Here is a 24,030-nt window from a genome sequence, read left to right as displayed (position 1 = left end):
TTCTCGTGCGCCGCTCACAGCGCCTTCTTCTTGTCCTGGTAGACGGCCTTGGTGCCGATCGAATTGCCGCCATCGACCGTGAGCGTGCCGCCGGTCACATAGGCGCCGGCCTGCGAGCACAGATAGAGCACGGCGCTCGTCACATCCGAGGGCGAGGAGGGCCGGCCGAGCGGAATCGAGCCGATGGCAGCGTTCACGTGCTCGTCGGAGAGCGGACTGACATCGCTGCCGGCCATGAAGCCTGGCTCCACCGCGTTGACGCGGATGCCGTATTCGGCGAGTTCCAGCGCGAAGCCCTTGGTCAGCCGGTCGAGCGCGGTCTTCGAGGTGCAGTAGGGCACGACCGTGGTGCGCATCTTGCGCGAGGCGCCCGACGAGATGTTGACGATCGATCCCCCCTTCCTCGCCTCGATCATCTGCCGGGCGAAGAGCTTCGACAAGACGAAGGGCGCGCGCAGATTGACCTCGAAAACGGCGTCCCATTCGTCAACATCGATGTCGAGCAGGAAGCCCGAGGGATAGATGCCGGCATTGTTGATCAGGATGTCGGGGGCGCCCCATTCGGTTGCGACCCGATCCGCGAGTGCACTCATCGAAGCCGTATCGCGGAGGTCGGCGGCGATGGCGAGATGGCCGTCTCCCGCCCAGTCCGCGAGCATGAGGTCGAGCCGTCCCTGATCGCGATCGGTGAGACAGACGGTGGCGCCGGCGTCGCGGAAGCCGTCGGCGATCCAGCCGCCGATGATCCCGCAGGCTCCGGTGACGATGACCTTCCGACCGTTGAATTCGTCTGCAAACTGCATGCACTTGTCCTAGCGTGAGCGGGGGTCGAGGCGGTCACGTACATGATCGCCGATGAGATTGATGGAGAGCACGAGCAGGAACAGAGCGAGCCCGGGGAAGGTCGCGATCCACCAGGCGTTCCCGACATAGTTCCGGCCCGTCGACAGCATCGCGCCCCAGCTTGCCGTGGGCGGCTGCACGCCCAGGCCCAGGAAGGACAGACCTGCCTCGAACAGCACCATCAGGCCGAATTCGAGCGTGGCAACGACAATGAGCGCGCCAGCGATGTTGGGCAGGACATGGCGCCAAAGCAACCTGAACCAGCCCGCTCCCATGAACTTTGCGAGGCGCACATAGGGCATGTTGGCCACAGACAGCGTCTGTCCATAGGCGACGCGCGCATAGCGGGGCCACCGCGTAAGCGCGAGAACGATGACGACGTTGTAGAGGCTCGGTCCCAGCACCGCGACGGTGATGATGGCAAGCAGGATCGCCGGTACCGACAACACGATGTCGACGAGGCGCATGATGATGGTCTCGACCCAGCCGCGCTGGAAAGCGGCGACCATGCCAAGGATGCTGCCGAAAATGCCCGACAGGATGACCGACGCGAAGGCGACCAGAAGCGAGATTCGCGCGCCGTAGATCACGCGGCTGAGGACGTCGCGACCCAGCTCGTCGGAACCCAGATGGTAGACTACCCCGCGCGCCTCGGTTCCAGGTGCCTTGAGCCGGGCAAGGAGGTTCTGCGTGCTGGGATCGACCGGCGCGATCAGCGGGGCAAAGACCGCCATCAGCACGAGGGCGAGAAGGATCAGGCCAAACGGCACAACCGCCCAGGGGATCGACGAATGCCTGACGGGGTTTGGTCGGGGGGGTGATGCTGCCGCGCTCACGGGTTCGCCTCCATGCGGATGCGCGGGTCGATCAGACTGTAGAGAAGATCGGCGATGAGATTGAGGGAGATCGCGGTGACAGCGCCCAGGAGCACGACCGCCTGCACCACCATGAAGTCGCGCGCGTTGATGGCCTGCACGGTAAGCTGACCCAGGCCCGGCCACGCGAACACCGTCTCCACGATCACCGCGCCGGCCAGCAGATTGGCGATCTCGAGCGCGGCCACGGTGACGACGGGAATAGCGGCGTTGCGCAGCAAATGACGCGTGACGATGCGGTTCATCGGCAGGCCCTTGGCATGGCCGGTGCGCACGTAGTCTTTTTCCAGCTCATCAAGCACGGCGGTGCGGGCGACGCGGGCGAAGGTGGCCATGGACAGGAGCCCGAGCGCAATCGACGGCATGATCAGGCTCGAGGCCGAGCGCGCACCCGAGGGCGGCAGCCAACCCAGCCACACCGCGAACACCATTATCATCAGGATGGCGCTCCAGAAGGTCGGCATCGACTGGCCGGCCAGAACGAAGCCCATCATCACCTTGGATTCCGGCTTGCCGCGCCGCACCGCCATCAGCACGCCCAGCGGGATGCCGATGCCGAAGGCCACGACCAGCGCCCCGCCCGCCAGCATCAGCGTGTAGGGAAGGCGGCTGGCAATCAGCGTCCAGACCGGGATGTTCTGGATGTAGGAGCGGCCGAGATCGAATGTGAGAAGCCCGGCCATGTAGTCGAAATATTGAACCGCCAGCGGCCGATCGAAGCCGAGCGTGACTCGCATGGCCTCGATGTCCGCCCTTGTGGCGTTCTGCGGAACCAGCAGCAGAACCGGGTCGCCCGTCAGCCGCTGCAGGAAGAAGATGAGCGTCATCACGCCGATCACGGCGATCAGCGCCTGGAATATCCGCTTCAGAAAGAACGCCGACACGTGGGCACTGCCTCTCGAATCGCATTGCGGCCCGGCGTTTCACGGGACCGCCGCAGGGGTTGCAGGTTCAGTCGGACCAGCCCATCCGGTTCAGGAACATGCTTTCATTGGAGGTCGGCTGCCATTCAAGCCCATTGGCCGCACCGTAGATGATGGCAGCCTGGTAGAGCGGCACGAGAGGGACCTCCTCGGCCACAAAACTGCTGACCTCGCCGTAGGCGGCAAGGCGCTGGTCCTCGTCGAGCGTGTTGCGTGCTTCGTCGAGCAGTGCATCGATGCGTGGATCCGACAGCGCCGACCATGAACTCGACGAATGCAGCAACGAGTGGAGAACGCCGTCCACATCCTGACACGCGCAGGACCAGCGGCCGAAGGCCATATAGGGCTGGTCCTCAGGCTCGCTTTGCACGCGCTGGAGGTAGGTTGCCATATCCGTCAGCTCGATTTCGGCGACGAGGCCGGTATCGCTGATCATCTGGGCGAGGGCCTGGACGATACGCTGGTCGAAAGTGGGGGAGGTCGCGAACGAGACCACCTGCCCGGCCGCACCGGCTTCTTCAACCAGACTGCGCGCGGCCTCGGGATCGTAGGGATAGGCCTCGATGCCTTCGACATATCCAAAATGCGACGTCGTTGCCATCTGCGCCACGGGCGCGTCAAAGCCGCCCAGAATACCCTCCACGATACCTTCCTTGTCGATCGCATGGGCGATCGCCTGACGAACGCGCTGGTCGTCGAGCGGGGCGCGGGTCGGATTGAGCTTGAGGTAGCCGATGCGCTCGGTCAGCACGGAAACCGCCTTGGCGTTGGCCGACCCTTCAAGCTGCGCGGCAAGGTCGGAATCAAGCGTCACCGCGAGATCGGTTTCGCCAGCCTGGAGATTTGCAACGCGGGTCGACGCGTCCGGCACGGCGCGGAATTCGGCCGCCGGGAATACGCCCACCTCGCCCCAATAATCGTCATTGCGGTCAAGGCGCACCGAAATACCGCGCTGCCACTCCCCGAAACGGTAGGGACCGGAGCCGACGGGGCTTGCATTGAAAGCGTCAGCGCCGACTTCCTCGACGATGTGCTGGGGGACGATCGACAGCTTGACGAGCTGAGCCAGCAGCACCGGGTAGGCGCCATCGGTCCTCAGCGTCACCTCATATTCGCCGGTCGCTTCGGCAGAGACGATCTTGTTGAACTGACCGAGCTGCGGACTGCCGAAAGAAGGATCGATGATGCGGTTCACGCTGAAGGCCACGTCTTGGGCGGTGAGCTTCTCGCCATCATGGAAGGTGACGTCGTCACGGATCTTGAACACGATCTCCGTGTCGGACGTGTTTTCCCACTCGGTCGCAATCTGCGGCACGATCTGACCGTCATTGTCGCGCGTCAGCAAATTGTCGAAAATGTTGCGGTACACGTAGTAGCTGTCCGGATTCCATTGGCGGTGCGGATCCAGAGAGGAAGGCTCGCTGACGAGATCCACGACCAGCAGATCCTTGGCGCGCGCATCGTCCATGGGAAGGGCGGAGCCGGCAATGGCCACGCTTAGTGCGAGAGAAAACGAGTAAGCCAGCTTATGGGTCATCGTATTGTCCTCATTCCGGATGGTGATTTCGTTGCCCGCCGGTCGACTGGCTTTTCCTTTTCCGCCGCGCGACGCGGATTGCGCGTGCCGACCATCGCTTCCGATTCAAGGAAGCGGTCCAGCAGATAGGTTTCCAACGCGGCATTGGCGGCGGCGAGATGACTGAGCGCGTCGGCCTTGCGGCCCTCGATCAACGCCTCGACAAAGCGCGAGCGATCGGCTGGTGCCAGCTTTGACGGCCCGCGCGCCTCGAAGAAATTCACGAGCCGGATCGAACGATCCCACAGGTCCGTCAGCCAGCCGGCGACGATGGGCATGCCCAGCCGGGCCGAAAGGGCTTCAAGGATGTCACGCTCGCAGCGGCGGATGGTCGGCACCATATCGCCGCCGAGCTCCTGTCGATGGGTCAGCGCCGTATGCATTTCGGCCTGCCTCAGGAGATGCGCGCGCTCGGCCTCATCCAGCACGACGCCACACAGAAGCGGTTCCAGCTGTCGCCGGGCCGCACTGAGTTCGCGGATTTCGGCCGCCGACACGGGGGTAACCGACCAGCCGCTTCGCGCGCTGGACGAGACGAAGCCGCTGGCCTGCAGACGGGCCAGCGCGGCGCGCACGGCGCCCCGCCCCAACCCGAACTCGCGCGCCAATTCGACTTCCGACAGACGCTCTGCCGGCGCAAGCACGCAGTGCACGATGGCGCTGCGGAGTGCACGCTCGGCGGCTTCACCCTTGCCCTGCGGCGGCAAGGGAGAGGCGTAGGCGTCATGGTCAAGCATTCTATCTAACCTCTCAGATAGTCCAACTGTCATCGCAGCATGCGAATGAGAATGCCGCGTTTCTCTTACTTTCACGCTCGCGCAAAAATCGGTTCGTGCGGCAAGTCCGAAAGCAGAACTCCCGCATCCTTCTATCTGAAGCCCTATACGTCAAGCCTCCTACAACGTTCTTCAACATGCGCTGCTCCGGGCCGCGCTGGCTGGCCAGCAGAGCGAGAATTCCTGTTGCCCACGGTTTTGAAGCGTGCAAGGATCAAAATCTGATGTGCCAACACTGCACACTAAGATGTCAGTTGGAGCATCTAGCGTTGGCCGATTGTCGACGCAACCGCCCGTCGGCGGGTGGCCTGGGGAACAAGATACGGATTGGAAGGAAGAGACCAATGCGACTGAACAAGCTTATGATTGCGGCCTTGCTGGCTGCCTCGTCGTTGACGCTGCCGGCCACGCTGGCAGCCGCCAAGGACATGATCGTCATCGATTTCGTGGGCGAGCCGAATTCGCTCGATCCCCACATGCAGTGGAACCCTGACAGCTTCAACGTCTACCGAAACATCTTCGACAACCTCATGACGCGTGACGATGGCGGCGAGTTCGCGCCGCAGATCGCAACGGAGTGGACCTACCTGTCCGACACCGAGATCGAGTTCAAGATCCGCGACGACGTCACCTTCCATGACGGCGAGAAACTGACGGCCGATGACGTCGTGTTCAGCGTCAAGCGCATCACGGATCCGGAATTCGCGAGCCCGCAGCTGGGACAGTTCAACAGCATCATCGACGCCGTCGCGACCGATGAAACCACCGTCGTCCTGACGACGAATGGCGCCTACCCGGTCCTGTTCGCGCAGCTCACCAAACTCTCGATCGTGCCCCAGCATGTCGTCGAAGCCGTCTCAAAGGACGAATTCAACGCCAATCCTGTCGGCTCGGGGCCCTACAAGTTCGAATCATGGAACCGCGGCGTCGAAGTGATCCTCGCCCGCAATGACGACTACTGGGGCGAGAAGGGCGTGTTCCCGAAGGCGTCCTTCCGCGCGGTACCGGACGCGGCGACCCGCGTCGCCAATTTGCAGTCCGGCACGAGCGATATCGTCACCAACATCGACAGCGACCTTGCTGCCCAGGTCGAGAGCGGCGGCGTCGGCAAGGTATTGGCGGCCCGCACCGAGCGCGTCGCCTATTTCGCGATGAACGTGCAGAAGGCACCTCTCGACGACGAGCGCATGCGTCTGGCGATTGCCCATGCGATCGACAAGGAAGGCATCGTGGAAGGAATTCTGGGCGGCTATGAGGCTCCTGTCTCACAGCTCGTCTCGCCTGCCTCGTTCGGCTATGTCGAGGGCATCGAGGCTGCCGAGTACGATCCGGAGAAGGCGAAGGAGATACTCGCGGAACTGGGCGATACGGCTACCGCGGAATTTTCGATCCTGACCGCGCCGGTCTACGACCAGCGCGTGGTGCAGGCGATCCAGCAGATGCTGGTCGATGCCGGCCTCAACGCCGAGATCGAGATGACGGACATGGGCAACTGGATGCAGCGCATGCAGTCGGGTCCCGAGAGCATTCCGCAGACCTCGTTCAGCCGCTGGAGCTGCGGCTGTCAGGACGCCGACGGCATCATGTATCCGATCCTGCATTCGTCGAGCGGCTGGGCCAATGTCGCCGACGAGGAACTCGACGCGGCGCTGGATGCCGCGCGTGCAACGATCGACACGGACGAGCGTCTGGAACTCTACCAGCAGATCAGCGAGATCGTGGCCAGCAAGAATTATGTCATCCCGCTCTACCAGGCTTCCGTCATCTATGGCGCAGCCGAGGAGATCGAGTTCACCCCGCTGGCCAACGAGAACATCTTTCTGAACCGCATCGGCTGGGCGGGACAGTAAGTCTACGCATCGAGAAGGGACCGGGCGCCAGCACGCCCGGTCCCTATCCATTTTCCGGCATGAGACGTCAGAGGAGTCGGGCGGTGATCACCGTTCTCGAAAACAGCAACGTTGTCGACGTGGATACCGGCACCATCCTTGCCGACCGGCATCTGGTGCTTGAAGGCGGCCTGATACGCGAAGTCGCCGAAGAGCCTGTGAAAGGTCTGCCCGACGCACGGCGCGTGAAGATCGATGGCGGGTTCGTGATCCCCGGCCTGATCGACTGCCATGTCCATGTCACGGCCTATACCGCCAATCTGGGCGAGCTGCCGCGCCAGTCGCCGATGTATGTGGCAGCACGAACGGCGCATACGCTGAAAGCCATGTTGCGACGCGGTTTCACCACGGTGCGCGATGTGGGCGGGGCCGAGTTCGGCCTCGCGCGTGCGATCGAGGAAGGCTTTCTGGAAGGACCTCGCCTGCACTACGGTGGCAAGGCGCTGTCGCCCAGCGGCGGACATGGCGACCATCGCGGCATGGGCACCGACACCGAGGACATGGCCTACTCGCTGGTCAGCCTTGGCCGACGTTGCGATGGTGTCGACGAGGTTCGGCGGGCGGCGCGCGACGAGATCCGCCGTGGGGCGCATCACATCAAGATCATGGCGAATGGGGGCGTATCCTCCCCGACCGACCGGATTACCTCCGACCAGTTCTCCGAAGCCGAAATCGCCGCGATCGTCGACGAGGCGGAGATGGCCGGTCTCTATGTCGTCTCGCACACCTACACGGCGAGCTCCGTGGGGCGCGCCGTGCGCAATGGCGTGCGTTCGATCGAGCACGGCAATCTTCTGGATGAGGAGACCGCGGTCCTGATGAAGGAGCGGGGTGCCTATCTCACGCCGACACTGTCGATCCTGCGGGCCATCGCCGATGTCGGGGCAAAGAGCGGGTTTCCAACCGACCGGATCGACAAGGTCAATCACGTGCTGGATGCCGGCATCCGCGCGGTTGAACTGGCCCAGCGCATCGGGATTCCGATGGCCTACGGCACCGACCTCATCGGCCCGATGCAGGAGCGCCAGCTCGACGAATTCCGGCTGCGCGCGGATGTCGTCGCGCCGATCGACATGTTGCGCGCAGCCACCTCAACCGCTGCAGAGCTTTTGCGGCTCGACAGCGAGATCGGCCAAGTCCGGGGAGGCTTCCGCGCCGACCTGAACATTCTCGATGCCAATCCGCTCGACAAGGGCGTGCTGGAAGCCTTCGCCACCCATCATCGCCATACGATCAAGGGCGGCGAGGTCGTGGCGTAGCGCCATTTCGACACGCAGCGCATCGGCGACGGTCGATCGTCAGTCCTGGCCGAACGCGACCTCGCATTCGGCCTCGATCTGCCGATCCCATTCGGCCCGGTCGAGGTCGGCAAGCGGCAGGATGCGCGTGGCGCGCCTGGTGAAGGGAAAGCGGCGGGCGTCCGTCGAGGCCCAGCCGCCACTGTCGACCACAAACACGCCATTGGTCGCCAGTGGCGTGAAGGCGGAGCGGAAGTGGTTGCTCGACTTGACGTGGATGATCGCCTTCGATTCCAGATCGATGTCCTGGCTGCGGAAGGCCTGGGTGTCATAGGCCTGGATGCGCTCGGTGACGATGGCGATATGCCCGTGATCACCTACACGAACCACGGCACCCAGCCCGCCTTCGAGGAGTTCGCCGTGAAGATTCGGCCCCTCGTTGCGGTACTCGACGATCCCGACACGCTCGACCGTGACTTCCGGCGCGAAGGTCCTGCCGTCGCTCATCGTGCCCATGGGCACCACGCCGCTCTTTCCGACCCCGATCGATTGAGCTGACAGGACCGCCTTGCCGTCGACCATGAAGCCGGCGGCAAAGGGCAGGCGCTGCGCCGCAAGCGCGGCAAAGATGTCGGCGACATCCGCAACGCCGCCGGAGCCGGGATTGTCGCCGGCGTCGCCGACGACCACCCTGCCCTTTGCGGCATGTGCGTAAATTTCAGAGGCGGCGTCATCGAACGACGGTGCCATCTTCAGCATCGCAGCGCGTCGCTGCCAGATTGCATCGGCCATCTCGCGGAAGGCCTGGCGCATCGCGTTCTCATCTGTGCCGGTGACGAGCACGGAGCTGCCGACCTCGTCGGAGTCGACATAGGGAAATCCTCCCATGACGACGACATCGGCAAGGCCGGCGCGTGTCTGGATCTCGTTGCTGAGGGCCACCAGTTCGGAAAAGGGCGCCGTGTCACTGGTCTGGGCGCTCATCGGCGCCGCCATCGGCAGGCGGAAGCGGCGCGTCTTCCATGGCTCGGGCGCAAGTGCCAGTTCGATCAGCCTCTTACCGCGCGCATGGGTGTCGGCATGGGGATAGAGCTTGCCGCCGATCACCACGTCCACAACGAAGGGCAGTTCCGGCTCGACATTGGCGTGGAAATCGAGCGGCACGGCGATCGGGACGGACGGACCGACCAGCGCCCTCACCTTTCGGGCGAGATCGGTCTCGGGGGTGGCTACCCCTTCCACCACCAGCGCGCCGTGCAGCACCAGCGCAACGAGATCGACCGGACCGGCCTTCCGGATCTCTTCCAGCGAAGCCATGATCTCACGAACCAGCCGGTGATAACTCGCCCCATCGAGCGTGCCGCCGGGCAGGCATCCGGTACAGACACCATAGGCGATTTCGTAGCCGGCCTCGTCGAGTGCCTGTGTCACGCCGCCCAGCCAATTGCTGGTGGAGCCGAACTCGCGGCGCACGTCTTCGCCGGTGACATATTGCGCCGAGCGAAAACCTTCATAGTCGGCCTTGGACGGCGTGAAGGCATTGGCCTCGTGAAAGAGCTGGACGACGGCGGCGCGCGGCATGGACTTCTCCGGATGATGGTGGGTGCGTTCAGACTTCGCGGCTGTCCTGCCAGCGCAGCCACGGCAGGATCATGCGCGCGGTGCGGCTGACGAAGGGATGAAGCGGAACGGTGGCAAGCGGCGTGGGCCGCAGCGCGAGCTCGGCGTCCGGCACGTCGCAGACGGCATCGGCCAGGACCTGCGCCATCGCACAGGCGAGTGCCAGCCCGCGGCCGTTGCAGCCGATCCATGTGGCCAGCCCGTTTTCGGTGCGATGCAGATGAGGAAGACGGTCGACCGTCATCGCGATCCGGCCGCCCCAGACATGCTCGATCGGCAGCGCGGCGAGCTCCGGCCGAAATTGACCGAGCCTGCCGCTGATCAGGCGCGGCAATCGCGTCGATGCCGCGACCTGAAGGGCAAGCGCACCGCCCGAGACGATGCGCCCTTCCCGGTCCTTGCGCATGTAGCGCAAATCCTGCCGGGTGTCCGAAAATGCCTCGTCGCCCGGCAGGATAGCGGCTGCCATTGCACCCAGTGGAACGGTGGCGGCCTGGTAGGAGGTGACCGGAACGATGGTGCGGCGCAGCCCCGGCCAAAGGTCGCCGGTATGGGCCGCCGTGGCGAGCACAACGCGCGGCGCACTCACGGTCCCGCCCATGGCATCGGCCCGCCAGAGCCCGTCTTTGAAGGTCAGCGCGGTGACGGGGCAGTTCTCGTGGATCACCACACCTTCGCCCGCAGCAGCACGCGCAAGGCCGACGGTGAATGCGTAGGGATTGATATGCCCGCCGCCGCGATGCTCCCAACCCCCGCAATAGGCGTCCGAGCCGATGCGCGCCGCCATTTCCTCACGGTCGAGCGCGCGCGCTGGCGCGCCACACGCGACCCACTGCGCGGCCATCGCCTTCACACGCGCGGCGCGGCGCGGCGTGTGAGCCGGCTGCAGCCAGCCCGTGCGCTGCGCATCGCAGTTGATGCCGTATCTGTCGACGAGGCCGAACAGCCGGTCCGCGGCGGAAGAAAGCAGTTCGAGAAACGGCTTTCCCAGCGTTTGTCGTATCGCATCCGGCCCGTATCGGGTCAGCGCCGCGATCACCTGACCGTTGGCGCGGCCCGACGCGCCGGCACCGACGGACGCGGCTTCAAGCACCACCACCGAACGCCCGCGGGCATTCAGTTCCAGAGCCGTCGTCAAACCGGCTATGCCGCCACCGACGACCACGACGTCGGCGCGATGGTTGCCGCTCAGCGGAGCGGACGAGAAGCGCTCGCGTGACAGGCTTCGCCAGAGCGGGGACGGTCGGTCGGCGGGCCAGGAGTTCATGCAGTCACAATTCCTTCCAAGCGGACGCCCGTGACCCGGCGTATGGCTTCGCCATCACCGAACGGACGCTGCATCTCGATGGTGATCCGGGCTTCAGGACCGTCGCCGACCGGCGTGTTCGCCGCATCGCCGGTCGCGAGAGCAGAAAGGGCAGCGCTACCGGGAATAGCGGCGCGAACGATGCGGACTGCGCCATTGGCGTGGCGCATGGCATCGTCTGTCCATAGCAGTTCCGGCGTGTGGTGCCGGCAATAGATGCACTGCAGCCCGGGCGCGAGATCGCGCGTCAGTCGGATGACGGAGAAGCGGAGATCCCCTTGCGGCATGGGTCGCGCGAACTCACGCGCGGGTTCCGCGATCACGCCCTTCCGCTCGAGCATGGCCGCCGTCGCGTCGAGATCGCCGCTGCGCAGGGCCATTCCCTTCAAGCCGGGGCCGGACGACAGCAATTCCCGCCAGCCTTCGTTTGCGGCGGTATCCTCCACAATGGCCAGCAGTTCGATGTAGGTCCCCCGCAGCATGATGCAGGCGTTCGCCGTTCCCATCTTCGCGCTGTGCCGCGCGATCGGCGTGACGGTGAAACCTGCATCAGCAAAACCGATGCGCGCGGCGTCGAGATCCGGCACCAGGACGACAAGGTGATCGAGCGGCAGATCAAGCGTCACGTCATGCTCGCTGGGCGACAGCCAACAGCGCGGAGCATCAATCGCGTGCATGCGCGATACGCAGCGCAGTGCCGGTCTCCGAGGTAGACATCCGTGGGCATGTGTCGGCCGTCCGTATTTGCCATGCTCCACCTTCTATACGCTCCGGCGTTCCAGGCGAACGCATTCGGCGGGATTTCCACCCCTAACCCCGGCGGACGGCGTCATTGCACAGCTGCAGGTCCCCTCCTCCGTCCCGAGCTCAGCGCGTGAAAGCGGCGAAGGCCTCAGAAACGTCACCGTCGTCGCCTTTAAACTACATTCTTCCGCCCCCGGTTGCTGTATGAGGCCCTTAGTCAGCTGGCTGGGCAGTGGCAAGAAAACCTTATGAAGCTTGGAATCCAATGATGAATGACGAATCTGCCATGCCGGACCCTTTGGCCGAAGCCCGCCGCTGGAGTCCGATACTGGCTCGTTACCGACAGCCAAGTGGATGGCGAAGTGCGTTCGAAATCGCGGTTACGGTGGTCCCCTTCGTGATCCTGTGGGCCGCCACAGCGATTGCCGTCGTCCACGGCCACTGGTGGGGACTGATACTGACCGTGCCTGCGGCCGGCTTCCTCGTGCGGATGTTCATGCTTCAGCACGATTGCGGCCATGGCGCGCTGTTCGCGCGGCGCAAGCTCAATGACTGGATCGGCCGAGCAATTGGCGTCCTCACGCTAACTCCCTACGATTACTGGCGACGGAGCCACGCGGTCCATCATGCGACGGCAGGAAACCTCGACCACCGGGGCGTGGGCGACATCACGACGCTCACTCTCGGCGAATACCGAGCGCTGTCGCGCTGGGGCAGGGCCCGCTACTGGCTCTACCGCAATCCCGTGGTCATGTTCGGGTTCGGGCCGGCGTGGGTTTTCATATGCCAGCATCGCCTGCCGGTGGGTTATATGCGTTCCGGCGTGACGCCGTGGATCTCCACGCTGGCCACGAACCTGGGCATCGCACTGCCCGCGATCGGCCTGATCTGGCTGATGGGCCTCGTCCCGTTCCTGCTGGTTCAGCTGCCCATCACGCTCATGGCGGCCACCGCCGGCGTATGGCTCTTCTACGTGCAGCATCAGTTCGAGGAAACGCACTGGTCGAAGGACAATGACTGGAACTTTCACGGCGCGGCCCTGCATGGCAGTTCCCACTACGACCTTCCGGGGGTGCTGCACTGGTTCACCGGCAATATCGGCATTCACCATGTCCACCACCTCGCCAGCACGGTACCGTTTTATCGGCTGCCACAGGTACTGAGGGATCATCCCGAGTTGCGCGATATCGGACGGATCACCTTTATGGACAGCCTGCGCTGCGTCAAACTCGTGCTGTGGGACGAAACGGCCGGGCGCCTGATTTCCTTCCGCGAGGCGCGCCAGGCCATCGCGACCGGCTAGACAGGCCGGTCGGAGGGCTGGCCCGACAGGCGCACATTCGCCAAGACTGTGTCGGTGCGGCCTGCGCCGCCACATTCCGGCAACCCGTCAACCCCGGGAAGGTCGCAGGACATAGACGGCGAACCAGAGCGGCAGAATGATGAGCGAAGCAAACAGAATGCCGTGCACGGCCCAGTCCATGCCTCGCCGCACAAGCCCGAGAAGTGCCTCCGAGCCGAGGCCGAAGCCTGTCATGATTTCCGCGGCCGACACGTCCAGCGCCGACAGTGCAGCCCCCGTCAGAAGCGTGACCAGGGCGATCTTGACGATACCCGACAGCAGTTTGAACATTGCCCCATGCCCCAAGTGAAGATTTCAATCCCGTCGACAATTTTAACCAAAGAGACTGAACGAAACCTTTCCGTTGGGGAAACGGCAAGCTGCAGCGACTTCAATTGACGTCGCCGAAAAAGAGTACGGGCGAGACGAAGGGGGCGTCCCAGCCGCCGCCGATGAAGAATGCCGCCTCGGGCGAGACCGGCCCGATCTCGGGATCGGCACGCGGCGAGATCTCGCCGGAAAGCGCCAGCGCCCGACCCAGATAAGGCACGATGCCTTCGATGGAGATGATGCGGTCGGCCAACCGGGCCTCCGAATGGTCGATTCGCAGCACGCCGTTTTGCAACGTGCCCTTGAGTTCCGCGCCGCTGATCGACAACTGGCCGTTGGCCACTTCGGAAAAGGCGAAGAAGGCTCCTTCCGATGCACGGCCGAGAAAGGCCGGCATGTCGAAACCGACGATCGTACCCTCGCCCAGAGCGGCGGTGAGCGTCCCTTCGGCATTGGCGAGCACGGCGTTCCAGTCGGCGCCGCTGCCCTTTGCGTTCAGGGCCAGATTGGCGCGTGCCTGGGGAACCATGCGCCGCATGCCCGTACTCAACACGAAAGCCCCCGCATCGATGTGCTCGGCGTTCACGCGGAACTCGGCCATGCTGTTTTCCCCGGCACGGTCGATGCGCAGGCCTGCCTGAACGGTACCGCCAAAGACCGTGGCGTCGGAGAGGTCAAAGGCGGCAAGGCCCCGCTTGACCTGCACGGTCGCCGCCAGGTCGGTGAATGCCACGTCCCCGCCAGATGCATTTGCCGCCGAAAGCCTCAGGTCGAGATTGATCTGGCTTGCCAGTTCCGAATCGACGGCATCGTCCATCTGCCCGCGGCTGGCCGCCATCGGCAGGAAAGTGGCCATGAAAGAGCGCAGGTCGAGCGTGCGAAAGGCGAGCGTGCCGGCCACCGTCGGCAGGCCGTCATCCAGAGACAGGTCGAGAACGCCAGCACCCTGGTTTCCATTGAGGTCGAGGGTGACGTTCTCCATCTTGAGACGCGTCGCCTCGCCGGCCACGTCGCCTGCCAGAGAAAGCGAGCCGATGGTCGCGCCGGCGGCGATCTCTGTCTGCGTCCACTCGAGGAAGCGACGCAGCGAGGGCGAGGCAAAGCGTCCGCTGCCCTTGAGGAAAGGCTGGGATGAAACGATCACAGAGCCTTCGAAGGAAACCGCTGCGGGAGGTGAATCGAAGACCAGGCGCAGGGGCGCCTCGGCGCCGGCGAACAGCAGCAGGGGCTGAGCGCTCGAAGCCTCGAAGGTGAAGCTCTCGCCGCGCCAGATGCCACTGGCATTCACCTGTGCGTTGCGGGTCAGGGACGGCCAGTAGACGCGCCCCGCCAGCCCGGTGACGACTGCTTCGTCGCGCCCATTATCGCTTTCCACGATCCGGCCCTCCGAAAATTCGATCGTGCCGAAGGTCATGTCGGGCATCGTGGCGGCAGGCTGCGGCGTCCCGTCGGGACCGACCAGCGTCCGGGACATGTCGATGGCCCGCATCAGCCGTCCGCCGCTCGGCCCCGATTCGGCCCCCAGCAGGCGTCCGTCTTCCGTCATTCGAAGCAGTGGCCGCAGAAGGTGGATACGCGAGAACGCCACCTCGCCCCGCAACGCCGCCAGGGCGGAGAGATCGAGCTCGACCTGCTCGGCTTCCAGCACCGCGGGTCCCGAGGCCTCGCGCCATTCGGTCAGTTGAACGTCGCTCAGATGGGCGCGAAAGGTTGGCCAGACCGAGATCACGGGACCCTGGCCAAGCGTTACGCGATACCCGCTCCACGCGCTCAGTTCATAGGCGATGCGGTCGCGCACGATTTGCGTCGAGGCGATCAGCGGCAATGCGGCAAGCAGGACCAAGCCGGTAATCAGCAGCGCACCAACGGCGAGCAGCCCGCGCCTGGCCAGTGTCGATCTCATATGTCCTCGCCAACTGGGTCGGGGTGCCGGCCAAGACGCCCCAGTCTCAAAAGTCCCATATCAGGGATGCATTCACAAGCGCGACATTTCAAGGATTTGTGGCCGGCGCATGGCATCGCCGGCCAAGCCACCCGTGTGTTCTTGCCTGTGCGCGAGCCTCTATGCTTTATCTCGCTGCGCACGAGACCCGACATCCGGCGCAAGGAAGAAAAAGGCATGAACGATCAGTCATCTCTGTGGCGTCCCTCCCAGGCGGACATCGACAGCTCCGCCATGACGGCTTTCGCCCGGGAAGCCAGCCGGATCGCGGGGCGCGAGCTTGCCGATTACGACGCGCTGCATGACTGGTCGATCGAGGATCGGGAAGCGTTCTGGTCGCTGGTCTGGGATTTCTGCGGCGTCGTGGGAAAGCGCGGCGAGCGCACGCTGGTCAATGGCGACCGGATGCCCGGCGCCCGTTTCTTTCCCGATGCCAGCCTGAATTTCGCCGAAAATCTCCTCGCGATGTCCGGCAGCGGGGACGCAATCGTCTTCCGCGGCGAAGACAAGGTGGCACGACGGGTAAGTTGGGATGAATTGCGTGGACTTGTCTCGAAGCTGCAGCAATGGCTGCGCGATCAGGGCGTGAAGCCCGGCGATCGGGTTGCGGCCATGATGCCGAACATGCCCGAGACGATCGCCGCCATGCTCGCCGTCAGTTCGCTTGGGGCCATCTGGTCGTCCTGCTCGCCAGATTTCGGCCCGCAAGGCGTGCTCGACCGGTTTGGCCAGATCGAGCCCGTCGTCTTCATCGCAAGCGACGGTTACTGGTATGCCGGCAAGCGCATCGACGTGGCGGGCAAGGTCGCGGAAGTGCTCGAGAAGCTGCCGACGGTGAAGAAGGCACTTGTCGTGGACTATCTGGGCGATGCGGAAAGAGTCGCGCAGGATATCCCCCGCGCCGAGGCCCTGGAGGCGGCGATCGCACCCTATCGGGCGCGCGAGCTTGCCTTCGAGCGCCTGCCGTTCGAGCATCCGCTTTACATCCTGTTTTCCTCCGGCACCACGGGCGTGCCCAAATGCATTGTGCATTCGGCGGGCGGCACCTTGATCCAGCATCTCAAGGAGCACCGCCTTCACGCCGGGATCCGGGAGGGCGACCGCTTCTTCTACTTCACGACCTGCGGCTGGATGATGTGGAACTGGCTGGTCACGGGGCTCGCCTCGGGCGCCACCTTGCTGCTTTACGACGGCTCGCCCTTTCACCCGAATGGCAACGTCATCTTCGATTTCGCGCGCGACGAGAAGATGACCTATTTCGGCACCTCGGCCAAATATATCGACGCCGTGCGCAAGGTCGGCCTCAGGCCGATCGAGACCCACGATCTTTCCCCCGTGCGCCTCATCTCCTCGACCGGTTCTCCCCTGGCGCCCGAGTGCTTTCGCTTCGTTTATGAAGGCATAAAGGCGGACGTCCATCTCGCCTCGATCTCCGGGGGAACCGATATCGTCTCCTGCTTCGTGCTCGGCGTGCCGACACGCCCCGTGCACATAGGCGAGATACAGGGAGCGGGTCTCGGCATGGCCGTCGATGTCTGGGACGAAGAGGGCCGGCCGCTTCCCAGCGGCAAGGGCGAACTCGTCTGCACGCGCGCCTTTCCCGCCATGCCGATCGGCTTCTGGAACGATCCCGATGGCGCCAAATATCGCAGCGCCTATTTCGACCGTTTCGACAATGTCTGGTGCCACGGCGACTTTGCTGAATGGACCGAGCATGGCGGGATGATCATCCATGGCCGGTCCGACGCCACGCTCAATCCGGGCGGCGTTCGCATTGGCACGGCGGAGATCTACAATCAGGTCGAGCAACTGCCGGAGATTCTGGAGTCGATCTGCATCGGACAGGACTGGGACGGCGACACGCGCGTCATCCTCTTCGTGCGACTGGCAGAGGGCGTGTCGCTCGATGCGGAACTCGAAAAACGGATCCGTACCAAGATCCGTACCGGCGCAAGCCCCCGCCACGTGCCCGCCCGGATTGTGGCGGTCGACGACATACCCCGCACCAAGTCCGGCAAGATCACGGAGCTTGCCGTGCGCGACATCGTCCACGGAAGGCAGGTGAAGAACAAGGAGGCGCTGGCCAATCCCGAAGCGCTCGACCTCTATGCCGACCTGCCGGAATTGCGTCATTGACGTAAAGGAAGGTTAACGTTTTGTGACGCCCGAATTTACCTCGTTGAGAGCTTGGTAGCCAATAGGTAAAGGATTCGTCGCGCCGGTAAGACCTTGTTAACGGAGGTCCCTGATAGTCGTGCGTAACTTGAGGCATCTCCCAAGCCGTTCGGGACCCTGGCCCAAGCCCGTGTGTGACAGCATTTCCATATTCCATTCCGGGCGCCCCTTGGGCGCCCTTTTTCTTTGCGCCCGGGGCCTGTCCGCACGTAGGAGCAGGCCACAAAACATGACTGCCCGCCTCCGTTTTAAACTTGATTGGACTTATCAGGTATTGTAACCGTTCCGGCACTTGCACCGTGCAAGCAGACGGGTTCGCGGCCAGAAGCGATGCAGACGCAGCGCACCGCAATCGAACGGAGAGGATCCATGAAGAAACTGTTGATGGCGTGCCTGGCCTTGGCCGTGGCGGCCCCGGCCGCGCTGGCCGACGAACTGACCATCTATTCGGGCCGTGGCGAAGCGTTGATCGGCCCCGTCATCGCCGAGTTCCAGCGCACCACGGGCATCACTGCCAACGTGCGTTATGGTGGTACCTCCGAACTCGCCGCGCTCCTGCAGGAAGAAGGCGAACAGTCGCCCGCCGATGTCTTCTGGGCGCAGGATGGCGGAGCGCTGGGCGCCATTGCCCCGCTGTTTGCCGATCTGCCGGCCGAAGTGAACGAGGGCGTCGCGCCCGCATTCCGGAATGTGAACAACAAGTGGGCGCCGACCAGCGGCCGCTCGCGCGTGCTGGCCTATTCCACGGAACGTGTCGAGGAAGCGGATCTCCCCGCCACGATCCAGGAACTGACCGAGGAGGAGTATCGCGGTCGTGTCGCATGGGCACCGACCAATGGCTCCTTCCAGGCCTTCGTGACGGCATTTCGCGTGGCTGAGGGCGACGAGGCAGCCAAGGCGTGGCTCGAGGGCATGATTGCCAACGACGCCCAGATCTACCGCAACAACAGCACCCAGCTCGAAGCAATCGCCAATGGCGAAGTCGATTTCGGTCTGGTGAACAATTATTATCTTGGCCGCTACGTCGCGACCGACGCCGACTTCCCGGTTGCCCAGACACATTTCGAGGCTGGCGACATCGGCAACCTGCTGAACGTGGCAGGCGCAGGTATTGTCGCTGCCAGCGACAATCAGGAGAACGCGCGCAAATTCATCGACTTCCTGTTGTCGGTGCCATCGCAGCAGTACATGGCGGTTCAGGGCTTTGAATACCCGGTGATTCCCGACGTCATCGGCCACCCGACCCTGGTGCCTTTCGAGACGGTGCTGGAAATCAGTCCTGAAATCGACATCGACCAGATTTCCGATCTGGAAGGCACGCTCGATCTGCTGCGTGAGGTCGGTCTCCTCTGACACGCGCGGTTTCCCTGCCAAGGCCGCTTTTCAGCAGGCGGCCACCGCTTCTGCTGCTCGTCCCGGCGGTCCTCGTCGGGGCGGGCATGCTGTTGCCCATGATCTATCTGGCGGTGCGTGCCTTCGAGGCCGACGCAGCCACGCTTTTCCAGGTCGTGTTCCGCGCGCGCAATCTCGTCCTTCTCTCCAACACGTTGCAGCTCGTCTTCTGCGTGCTGGCCATCGGCACGGCCATCGCGCTTCCCCTCGCCTGGATCGTGGTGCGCAGCGACATTCGGTATCCGCGCCTCGTCTCCATTCTCGGCGTGCTGCCGCTGGCGGTGCCCGGCTATGTCATGGCCTATGCGTTGATAGGGCTATCGGGATATTACGGCTTCGCAAATCAGTTCTTCGGTATCCGCCTGCCACGCCCCGAGGGTCTGTTCGGCGCCGCGCTGGCGCTCACGCTCTATACTTTCCCCTATCTCTTCCTCAACATACGCTCCGCGTTGCTCGACCTCGATCCCGGCCTTGAGGAATGCGCCCGCAGTCTGGGCCGCACACGCTGGAACGCATTCCGGACCATTGTCCTGCCCCACTTGCTGCCCTCCCTCCTGGCCGGCTGGCTCGTCGTGGGGCTTTATGTTCTGGGCGATTTCGGCGCCGTGGCGCTGATGCGCTACGAGGTCTTCAGCTACGCCATCTTCACCCAGTATTCGGGCGCCTTCGACCGCATCTATGCGGCCTGGCTGTCGCTGATGCTGATGGGCGTTACGGTCGTCTTCGTCCTGATGGAGGCCCAGCTGCGCGGCAAGCGCTACGCCAGGGTCGGCAAAGGCGCGGCCCGTGTCGCCGTGCCTGTCCCGCTCGGCCGCTATCGCCCGCTCGTATGGGCCTTCATCGCCATCGTCGTGGCCATATCGCTAGGCCTGCCGGCATTGGTGCTGACCTACTGGATGTCGGTCGGCGGCTTCGCCATCGATTTCTCGGAGGTCTGGCAGGCCTTCCTGCGCACCGCCCTGGCCGCCATACCCGCCGCACTGATCTCGACGCTGCTAGCATTGCCGATCGTCTATCTGACGGTCCGCTTCCCCTCGCCGTTCTCGTCGCTTGTCGAGCGGCTGACCTATATGGGCTACGCAGTTCCGCCGCTCGCCTTCGCGCTGTCCATGGTGTTCTTCGCGCTCAGCGTGGTGCCGTATCTGTATCAGAGCCTGACGCTGTTGATCTTTGCCTATTGCATGACCTTCCTGGCGCTGGCGCTGGGGCCCATCCGAAGCCGCATGCTGCAGATCGGGCCGCGGCTTGAAGAGGTGTCGCGCTCGCTCGGGCACGGGCCGCTCGATTCCTACATGGCCACGACCTTCCCGCTGCTGCGCAAGTCGATGGTCGCGGCCACGCTGCTGGTCTTCATCATGATCGTCAAGGAGCTGCCGATCACCTTCCTCCTGGCGCCGACCGGCTACACGACACTTTCCATGGCCGTCTTCAGCCGCACGTCCGAAGGCATGATGGCGGAGGCCGCGCCCTACGCGGCGATGATCGTGGTCTTCTCGAGCTTCTTCGTCGGGCTGATCCTGCGCTACGAAGGGCGCAGGTAGGCTTCAGTCCGCCAGCACGCGGGTCGATGGGAAGGTGATTTCCACCATCGTGCCCTGGCCGGGCGAGGACGTGATGTGGAACCGCGCGCGGTTGGCCTCCACCAGCGCCTTTGTCAGCGGCAGGCCGAGGCCGGTCCCCTCGCCCCTGGCACGCTTCAGCGCATTGATCTGCTTGAACGGCTTCAACGCCTGCTCGATTTCGGCGATCGTCATACCGATGCCCGTGTCGCGCACCCGCAGCACGATGTCGCCGCTCTGCTCATAGGCGGTGGAAACGATCACCTGGCCGCCGGGCGGAGTCGCGCGCACCGCATTCGACATGAGATTGAGTGCGATCTGGCGCACGCTGCGCTGGTCGGCCACGACATCGGGCAGCCGCGAGGCGAAAGAGGAACGGATGATGACGCGTTCGCGGTTGGCCTGCGGCTGCATCATCGCCACGGTCTCGGCCAGCGAGTCGTTGAGCGACACGGCCTCGTAGCTCATCTCCTGTTCGCCCGCCTCGATCTTGGAGATGTCCAGCAGGTCGTTCACCAGATCGAGCACGTGATTGCCCGACCTGTTGATGTCGCGCAGATAGTCGCGGTAGCGCTCATTGCCGATCGGGCCGAATTTCTCGTCCAGCATCAGTTCGGAGAACCCGATGATTGCGTTGAGCGGGGTCCGGACCTCATGGCTGACGCGCGCAAGGAATTCCGTCTTCTGGGACGAGGCGCGCTCGGCCTGGGCGCGGGCCTGGGTCAGATCCTCCTCGGCACGCTTCCAGTTGGTGATGTCGCGCAGCACCGCGCAGTAGCCGCTCTCGGCCGGCAGCCGCCCCATGGTCATGAAGAGCGGGATGAAGCGACCCTGGGCCTCACGCCCGATAACCTCGCGCCCATCATTAAGCACGCTGGCCACACCATTGTCGGCCAGACCGGCCAGATAGTCGGCGGCCGCGCGCTGGCTCTCGATGGCAAACAGGGTGGCGAAGGACTTGCCCTCGACCTCATGGCTGTCCATGCCAAACAAGGCTTCGGCCGGGCGGCTTATGGAGCGAATGAAGCCGTCGCGATCAAGAAGGACAACGCCATCCGTGGCGGTGTCGACAATGGCGCGGAGTTCCTCGAGCCGGGCATCCACTTCTTCCGGGTCCCGAGACGGGGCGGGCTCGGCCGCGGACGCGGACTCGTCAGCCGGCCGCAGGGCAAGCAGCAGTGCCCTGCCGCCCTCCCAGGAAACGGATTGAAGATGCCCGCCCACATCAAGCTCTCCACCATCGGCACGACGCAGGCGCATGGTTGGCGAGGCGGCGGACGGCTCGACCCCTTCCACGAAAAGACCGTCGAGACCGCCGGCCGCCGCGATGTCGTCGAGCGTGTCGTAGCCCGTCAGCTTGAAGAATTCTCGATTGGCGAAATGCAGCGTATCGCCGGCGTGAACGATCACGGGCAGCGGGAGCCCACCCAGCAGCGTGGTCAAGGACGGGACTTCGCTCGTGGCCGTCCCGGGATAGGCCGCGGGACGGAAGTCGCGATCGATGCTGGCCAGCACGGCCTTGAGGTCATCGAGCTTCGACACGGAGACTGGACCTGGCGTCGCCTCTTCGGCGTCGGTCTCACTCGCGTCCTGGGGTGCGGTCGGAAGCTGCGCATCCTCATCAAGCGGGGTGGGTACCGCGTTTGCCTCAGCGTCGGTGTCATCCTCGATCCCAGCGGGCGCGGCATCCTCCGGGGCAACCGGCGCCTCGTCCAGGGACGCTGCGGAGACGGTTTCCGTATCGGGACCGTTCGGCCCCGTCACGACACCATCGCCGCCCTCTTGTTGCAGGTCGTCGGCAGGACCAGCCCCGGAATCGCGCTTCAGGCGCTCTCCGATCTGGCGAAAGGCAGTGCGCTCGCTGGCACTGAGACCACCCGGCGCATCCGGCTCCTGTTCCGCCTCCGGATCGGCGGCCGGACGACCACCGTTTGCCGGCCGGTGCTCGGCCAGTTGGATGATCTTGTCGCTGTGGCGGCGTTGCGGCCCCGGTTCCACCGAGATGGCCGGCGTCTCGCCGAGAAAGGGATCGTCGTCGACCTCCGCTTCGGTTACCTGCTCGGGCGTGACCGCCTCATCCGCCGGTTCCGGCTGCTCTTCGCGCGGAGAGAAGGGCGAGGCGTCGCCCATGCGCGCCACGCCGAAGCCCCTGAACCCTTCAAAATTGCGCGCGCGGTCGTAGATCGGCAGCGCCGCGAGATCGACCGGGATGCCCAGTTCGAGGCCAATGATAGGCCATATCACGGTACGGCCCGACCAGGTGTCACGGCGTTCGAGCAGTTCGGCGACGTCGTCCCCACCGGCAAGCCCGAAACGGGTTGCGATTTCACGGAACGTGCGGCCGTTGAAGGTCTCGGCCTCGACGCCGATCGCGGCCGCAAACTCGTCCGATACGCTCGTGAAGCGTCCCTCGGCATCCGTGCGCCAGACGAAGCGGACGGCGCGGTGACGGAACTCCGGCACGGGGCTGGAAGACTGCGCGTCGGCGGCATCGGGCGATGGCTGGGCGGCATTCTCCGCCGACGGTGAGGGCATATCCGGCTCGGCGTCGATCTCAGGCTGCATTGCGACGGGCTCCGTCGCGCCATCGTCCTGTGTCTGCGAACCGATCTCCTGCGCGCCCGGATCGTCGTGCGGGGATGCGAGCGAGGTAAGAATCGGCTCGGCATCGGGAACCGGATCATCCTCCACATCGTCGCGCCGGACGATGCTTGCCTGCTCGTCAGCCGGTTGCGGTTGCGCGGCCATCTCATCCGCTTCCTCCGCGGCGAGCACTTCTTCGGCCTCGACGACCAGCAGCAGGTGGCGCGCGGGTTCGTCGGTGAGCCGCGCCATGCCGGCCGCCAGCGTGGCGGCATCTGCGGGGATCAGTCGCTTGACCAACCGGTCCTCCTCCCCGCGCACCTCTCGCACAAGACTATCCAGCGTCTCCTGGGCGATGCCAAGGGCGGCGAAGCCCTCGGAGGCGGCCTCGACATGTCCCGCCTCGTCGATGAGGGCCGCATAGGAATTGGCGTCGCTGAAGCCGGAAACCGCCTGGCCGGCGATCTCCGCCGGCGCGCGCGACGCCCCATGGCTGGCCGGCAGCGCCACGAGCACCGCCGGTTCTCCGTCGGGAAGCGTGATGCCGCAGACGAGAAGCCCGACCGGGCGCGCGCCGGCGAGCCTCGTGGTGACTGAGGTCTCGACGCGCATGCGCGGATATCCTGGCGCAGCCGCAATCTGGCGCCGGGCCACCGGCGAAAGGCCGCTCGGCGCCCCCATGACGGTCTCGACATCCTGGTAGCCGAAAAGTTGGCAACCCGGCCCGTTCGCCCAGATCAGCCTCTCGAGCCCTATGTCGAGCAGCGCAAGCGCGTCGCCTGCGGCAAGGCGAGCGCGAACCTGGTCGAGGACGGCGATGTCGATAAACGAATAGTTGCCGGAAACCATGCCACCTTCCCTGAAGGGTGTGTCGCGCCATACCCTAGAATTAACACATCATTAATAGTGAGCCAGAC

General features: G+C 64.4%; 17 protein-coding genes. 6 read left to right on the top strand and 11 right to left on the bottom strand.

Translation table 11 applies throughout. The features are described 5' to 3' along the window. Positions 1-14: 14 nt before the first annotated feature. The 5 genes from GRZ55_RS16280 to GRZ55_RS16260 all read right to left on the bottom strand — a co-directional run bounded on the left by GRZ55_RS16280 (position 15) and on the right by GRZ55_RS16260 (position 4,954). Positions 15-803, bottom strand: a complete 789-nt coding sequence (locus GRZ55_RS16280; RefSeq protein ID WP_169288009.1) for an SDR family NAD(P)-dependent oxidoreductase — start codon at positions 801-803, stop codon at positions 15-17. A 9-nt stretch (positions 804-812) separates the two neighbouring features. Next, positions 813-1,628 (bottom strand): ABC transporter permease, encoded by an 816-nt coding sequence (locus GRZ55_RS16275; protein ID WP_368856634.1) that lies wholly within the window; start codon positions 1,626-1,628, stop codon positions 813-815. A 47-nt stretch (positions 1,629-1,675) separates the two neighbouring features. Beyond that, the gene (locus GRZ55_RS16270) at positions 1,676-2,602 is read right to left on the bottom strand and encodes an ABC transporter permease (RefSeq protein ID WP_169288008.1); all 927 of its coding nucleotides are present in this window, start codon (positions 2,600-2,602) and stop codon (positions 1,676-1,678) included. A 67-nt stretch (positions 2,603-2,669) separates the two neighbouring features. Then, positions 2,670-4,178 carry an ABC transporter substrate-binding protein gene (locus GRZ55_RS16265; protein WP_169288007.1) on the bottom strand — a complete coding sequence of 503 codons (1,509 nt, stop codon included), beginning with the start codon at positions 4,176-4,178 and terminating at the stop codon, positions 2,670-2,672. After that, positions 4,175-4,954, bottom strand: a complete 780-nt coding sequence (locus GRZ55_RS16260; RefSeq protein ID WP_169288006.1) for a GntR family transcriptional regulator — start codon at positions 4,952-4,954, stop codon at positions 4,175-4,177. Before GRZ55_RS16260 ends, GRZ55_RS16265 begins: the two co-directional genes overlap by 4 nt. 383 nt (positions 4,955-5,337) lie before the next feature. Here GRZ55_RS16260 and GRZ55_RS16255 point away from each other — a divergent pair, with 383 nt between their 5' ends. Both GRZ55_RS16255 and GRZ55_RS16250 read left to right on the top strand, forming a co-directional pair. Next, the gene (locus GRZ55_RS16255; RefSeq protein ID WP_169288005.1) at positions 5,338-6,843 is read left to right on the top strand and encodes an ABC transporter substrate-binding protein; all 1,506 of its coding nucleotides are present in this window, start codon (positions 5,338-5,340) and stop codon (positions 6,841-6,843) included. Positions 6,844-6,926: 83 nt separating this feature from the next. Further along, positions 6,927-8,141, top strand: a complete 1,215-nt coding sequence (locus GRZ55_RS16250; protein WP_169288004.1) for an amidohydrolase family protein — start codon at positions 6,927-6,929, stop codon at positions 8,139-8,141. Between the two features lie 39 nt (positions 8,142-8,180). Here the strand turns inward: GRZ55_RS16250 and GRZ55_RS16245 are convergent, their stop codons facing one another. From GRZ55_RS16245 to GRZ55_RS16235, 3 genes are read right to left on the bottom strand one after another with little or no spacing between them, the layout of a single operon-like run. Continuing rightward, positions 8,181-9,701 (bottom strand): M81 family metallopeptidase, encoded by a 1,521-nt coding sequence (locus GRZ55_RS16245; RefSeq protein WP_169288003.1) that lies wholly within the window; start codon positions 9,699-9,701, stop codon positions 8,181-8,183. Positions 9,702-9,729: 28 nt separating this feature from the next. Further along, positions 9,730-11,007: an FAD-binding oxidoreductase gene (locus GRZ55_RS16240; protein ID WP_169288002.1), complete on the bottom strand. Its 1,278-nt coding sequence runs from the start codon at positions 11,005-11,007 to the stop codon at positions 9,730-9,732. Beyond that, entirely contained in the window at positions 11,004-11,672 is a 669-nt protein-coding gene (locus tag GRZ55_RS16235; RefSeq protein ID WP_210257377.1) for a VOC family protein, read from the bottom strand. Before GRZ55_RS16235 ends, GRZ55_RS16240 begins: the two co-directional genes overlap by 4 nt. A 386-nt stretch (positions 11,673-12,058) precedes the next feature. On the opposite strand from GRZ55_RS16235, the gene GRZ55_RS16230 reads away from it, so the two are divergent. Further along, positions 12,059-13,093, top strand: coding sequence for a fatty acid desaturase (locus GRZ55_RS16230; RefSeq protein ID WP_210257376.1), 1,035 nt, complete (start codon positions 12,059-12,061; stop codon positions 13,091-13,093). Between the two features lie 87 nt (positions 13,094-13,180). Here the strand turns inward: GRZ55_RS16230 and GRZ55_RS16225 are convergent, their stop codons facing one another. Both GRZ55_RS16225 and GRZ55_RS16220 read right to left on the bottom strand, forming a co-directional pair. After that, positions 13,181-13,423: a hypothetical protein gene (locus tag GRZ55_RS16225; protein ID WP_169287999.1), complete on the bottom strand. Its 243-nt coding sequence runs from the start codon at positions 13,421-13,423 to the stop codon at positions 13,181-13,183. 100 nt (positions 13,424-13,523) lie between these two features. Then, positions 13,524-15,365 (bottom strand): AsmA-like C-terminal region-containing protein, encoded by a 1,842-nt coding sequence (locus GRZ55_RS16220; protein WP_169287998.1) that lies wholly within the window; start codon positions 15,363-15,365, stop codon positions 13,524-13,526. A gap of 216 nt (positions 15,366-15,581) precedes the next feature. Between GRZ55_RS16220 and GRZ55_RS16215 the strand changes: the two genes are divergently transcribed. From GRZ55_RS16215 to GRZ55_RS16205, 3 genes are all read left to right on the top strand, one after another. Beyond that, positions 15,582-17,540, top strand: a complete 1,959-nt coding sequence (locus GRZ55_RS16215) for an acetoacetate--CoA ligase (protein WP_169287997.1) — start codon at positions 15,582-15,584, stop codon at positions 17,538-17,540. A gap of 408 nt (positions 17,541-17,948) precedes the next feature. After that, positions 17,949-18,932, top strand: a complete 984-nt coding sequence (locus GRZ55_RS16210; RefSeq protein ID WP_169287996.1) for an iron ABC transporter substrate-binding protein — start codon at positions 17,949-17,951, stop codon at positions 18,930-18,932. An 86-nt stretch (positions 18,933-19,018) separates the two neighbouring features. Beyond that, entirely contained in the window at positions 19,019-20,512 is a 1,494-nt protein-coding gene (locus GRZ55_RS16205) for an iron ABC transporter permease (protein WP_169287995.1), read from the top strand. Between the two features lie 3 nt (positions 20,513-20,515). On the opposite strand, the gene GRZ55_RS16200 is transcribed toward GRZ55_RS16205, so the two are convergent. Continuing rightward, on the bottom strand, positions 20,516-23,962 hold the full coding sequence (locus GRZ55_RS16200) for an ATP-binding protein (RefSeq protein WP_169287994.1): 3,447 nt from the start codon (positions 23,960-23,962) through the stop codon (positions 20,516-20,518). Between the last annotated feature and the right edge of the window lie 68 nt (positions 23,963-24,030).

This window comes from Chelativorans sp. ZYF759 (assembly GCF_012911015.1).
Classification (GTDB): domain Bacteria; phylum Pseudomonadota; class Alphaproteobacteria; order Rhizobiales; family Rhizobiaceae; genus ZYF759.
The sequence above is the reverse complement of the archived record's forward strand: the minus strand, read 5'-3'. Positions and strand labels throughout refer to the sequence as shown.

Excerpts from the sequence above, each read along its gene's own strand:
- GRZ55_RS16230 (WP_210257376.1), top strand. The coding sequence starts at position 12,059 with ATGAATGACGAATCTGCCATGCCGGACCCTTTGGCCGAAGCCCGCCGC.
- GRZ55_RS16205 (WP_169287995.1), top strand. The coding sequence starts at position 19,019 with ATGCTGTTGCCCATGATCTATCTGGCGGTGCGTGCCTTCGAGGCCGAC.
- GRZ55_RS16240 (WP_169288002.1), bottom strand. The coding sequence starts at position 11,007 with ATGAACTCCTGGCCCGCCGACCGACCGTCCCCGCTCTGGCGAAGCCTG.
- GRZ55_RS16210 (WP_169287996.1), top strand. The coding sequence starts at position 17,949 with ATGAAGAAACTGTTGATGGCGTGCCTGGCCTTGGCCGTGGCGGCCCCG.
- GRZ55_RS16255 (WP_169288005.1), top strand. The coding sequence starts at position 5,338 with ATGCGACTGAACAAGCTTATGATTGCGGCCTTGCTGGCTGCCTCGTCG.
- GRZ55_RS16280 (WP_169288009.1), bottom strand. The coding sequence starts at position 803 with ATGCAGTTTGCAGACGAATTCAACGGTCGGAAGGTCATCGTCACCGGA.
- GRZ55_RS16220 (WP_169287998.1), bottom strand. The coding sequence starts at position 15,365 with ATGAGATCGACACTGGCCAGGCGCGGGCTGCTCGCCGTTGGTGCGCTG.
- GRZ55_RS16215 (WP_169287997.1), top strand. The coding sequence starts at position 15,582 with ATGAACGATCAGTCATCTCTGTGGCGTCCCTCCCAGGCGGACATCGAC.
- GRZ55_RS16265 (WP_169288007.1), bottom strand. The coding sequence starts at position 4,178 with ATGACCCATAAGCTGGCTTACTCGTTTTCTCTCGCACTAAGCGTGGCC.
- GRZ55_RS16225 (WP_169287999.1), bottom strand. The coding sequence starts at position 13,423 with ATGTTCAAACTGCTGTCGGGTATCGTCAAGATCGCCCTGGTCACGCTT.
- GRZ55_RS16260 (WP_169288006.1), bottom strand. The coding sequence starts at position 4,954 with ATGCTTGACCATGACGCCTACGCCTCTCCCTTGCCGCCGCAGGGCAAG.
- GRZ55_RS16245 (WP_169288003.1), bottom strand. The coding sequence starts at position 9,701 with ATGCCGCGCGCCGCCGTCGTCCAGCTCTTTCACGAGGCCAATGCCTTC.
- GRZ55_RS16200 (WP_169287994.1), bottom strand. The coding sequence starts at position 23,962 with ATGGTTTCCGGCAACTATTCGTTTATCGACATCGCCGTCCTCGACCAG.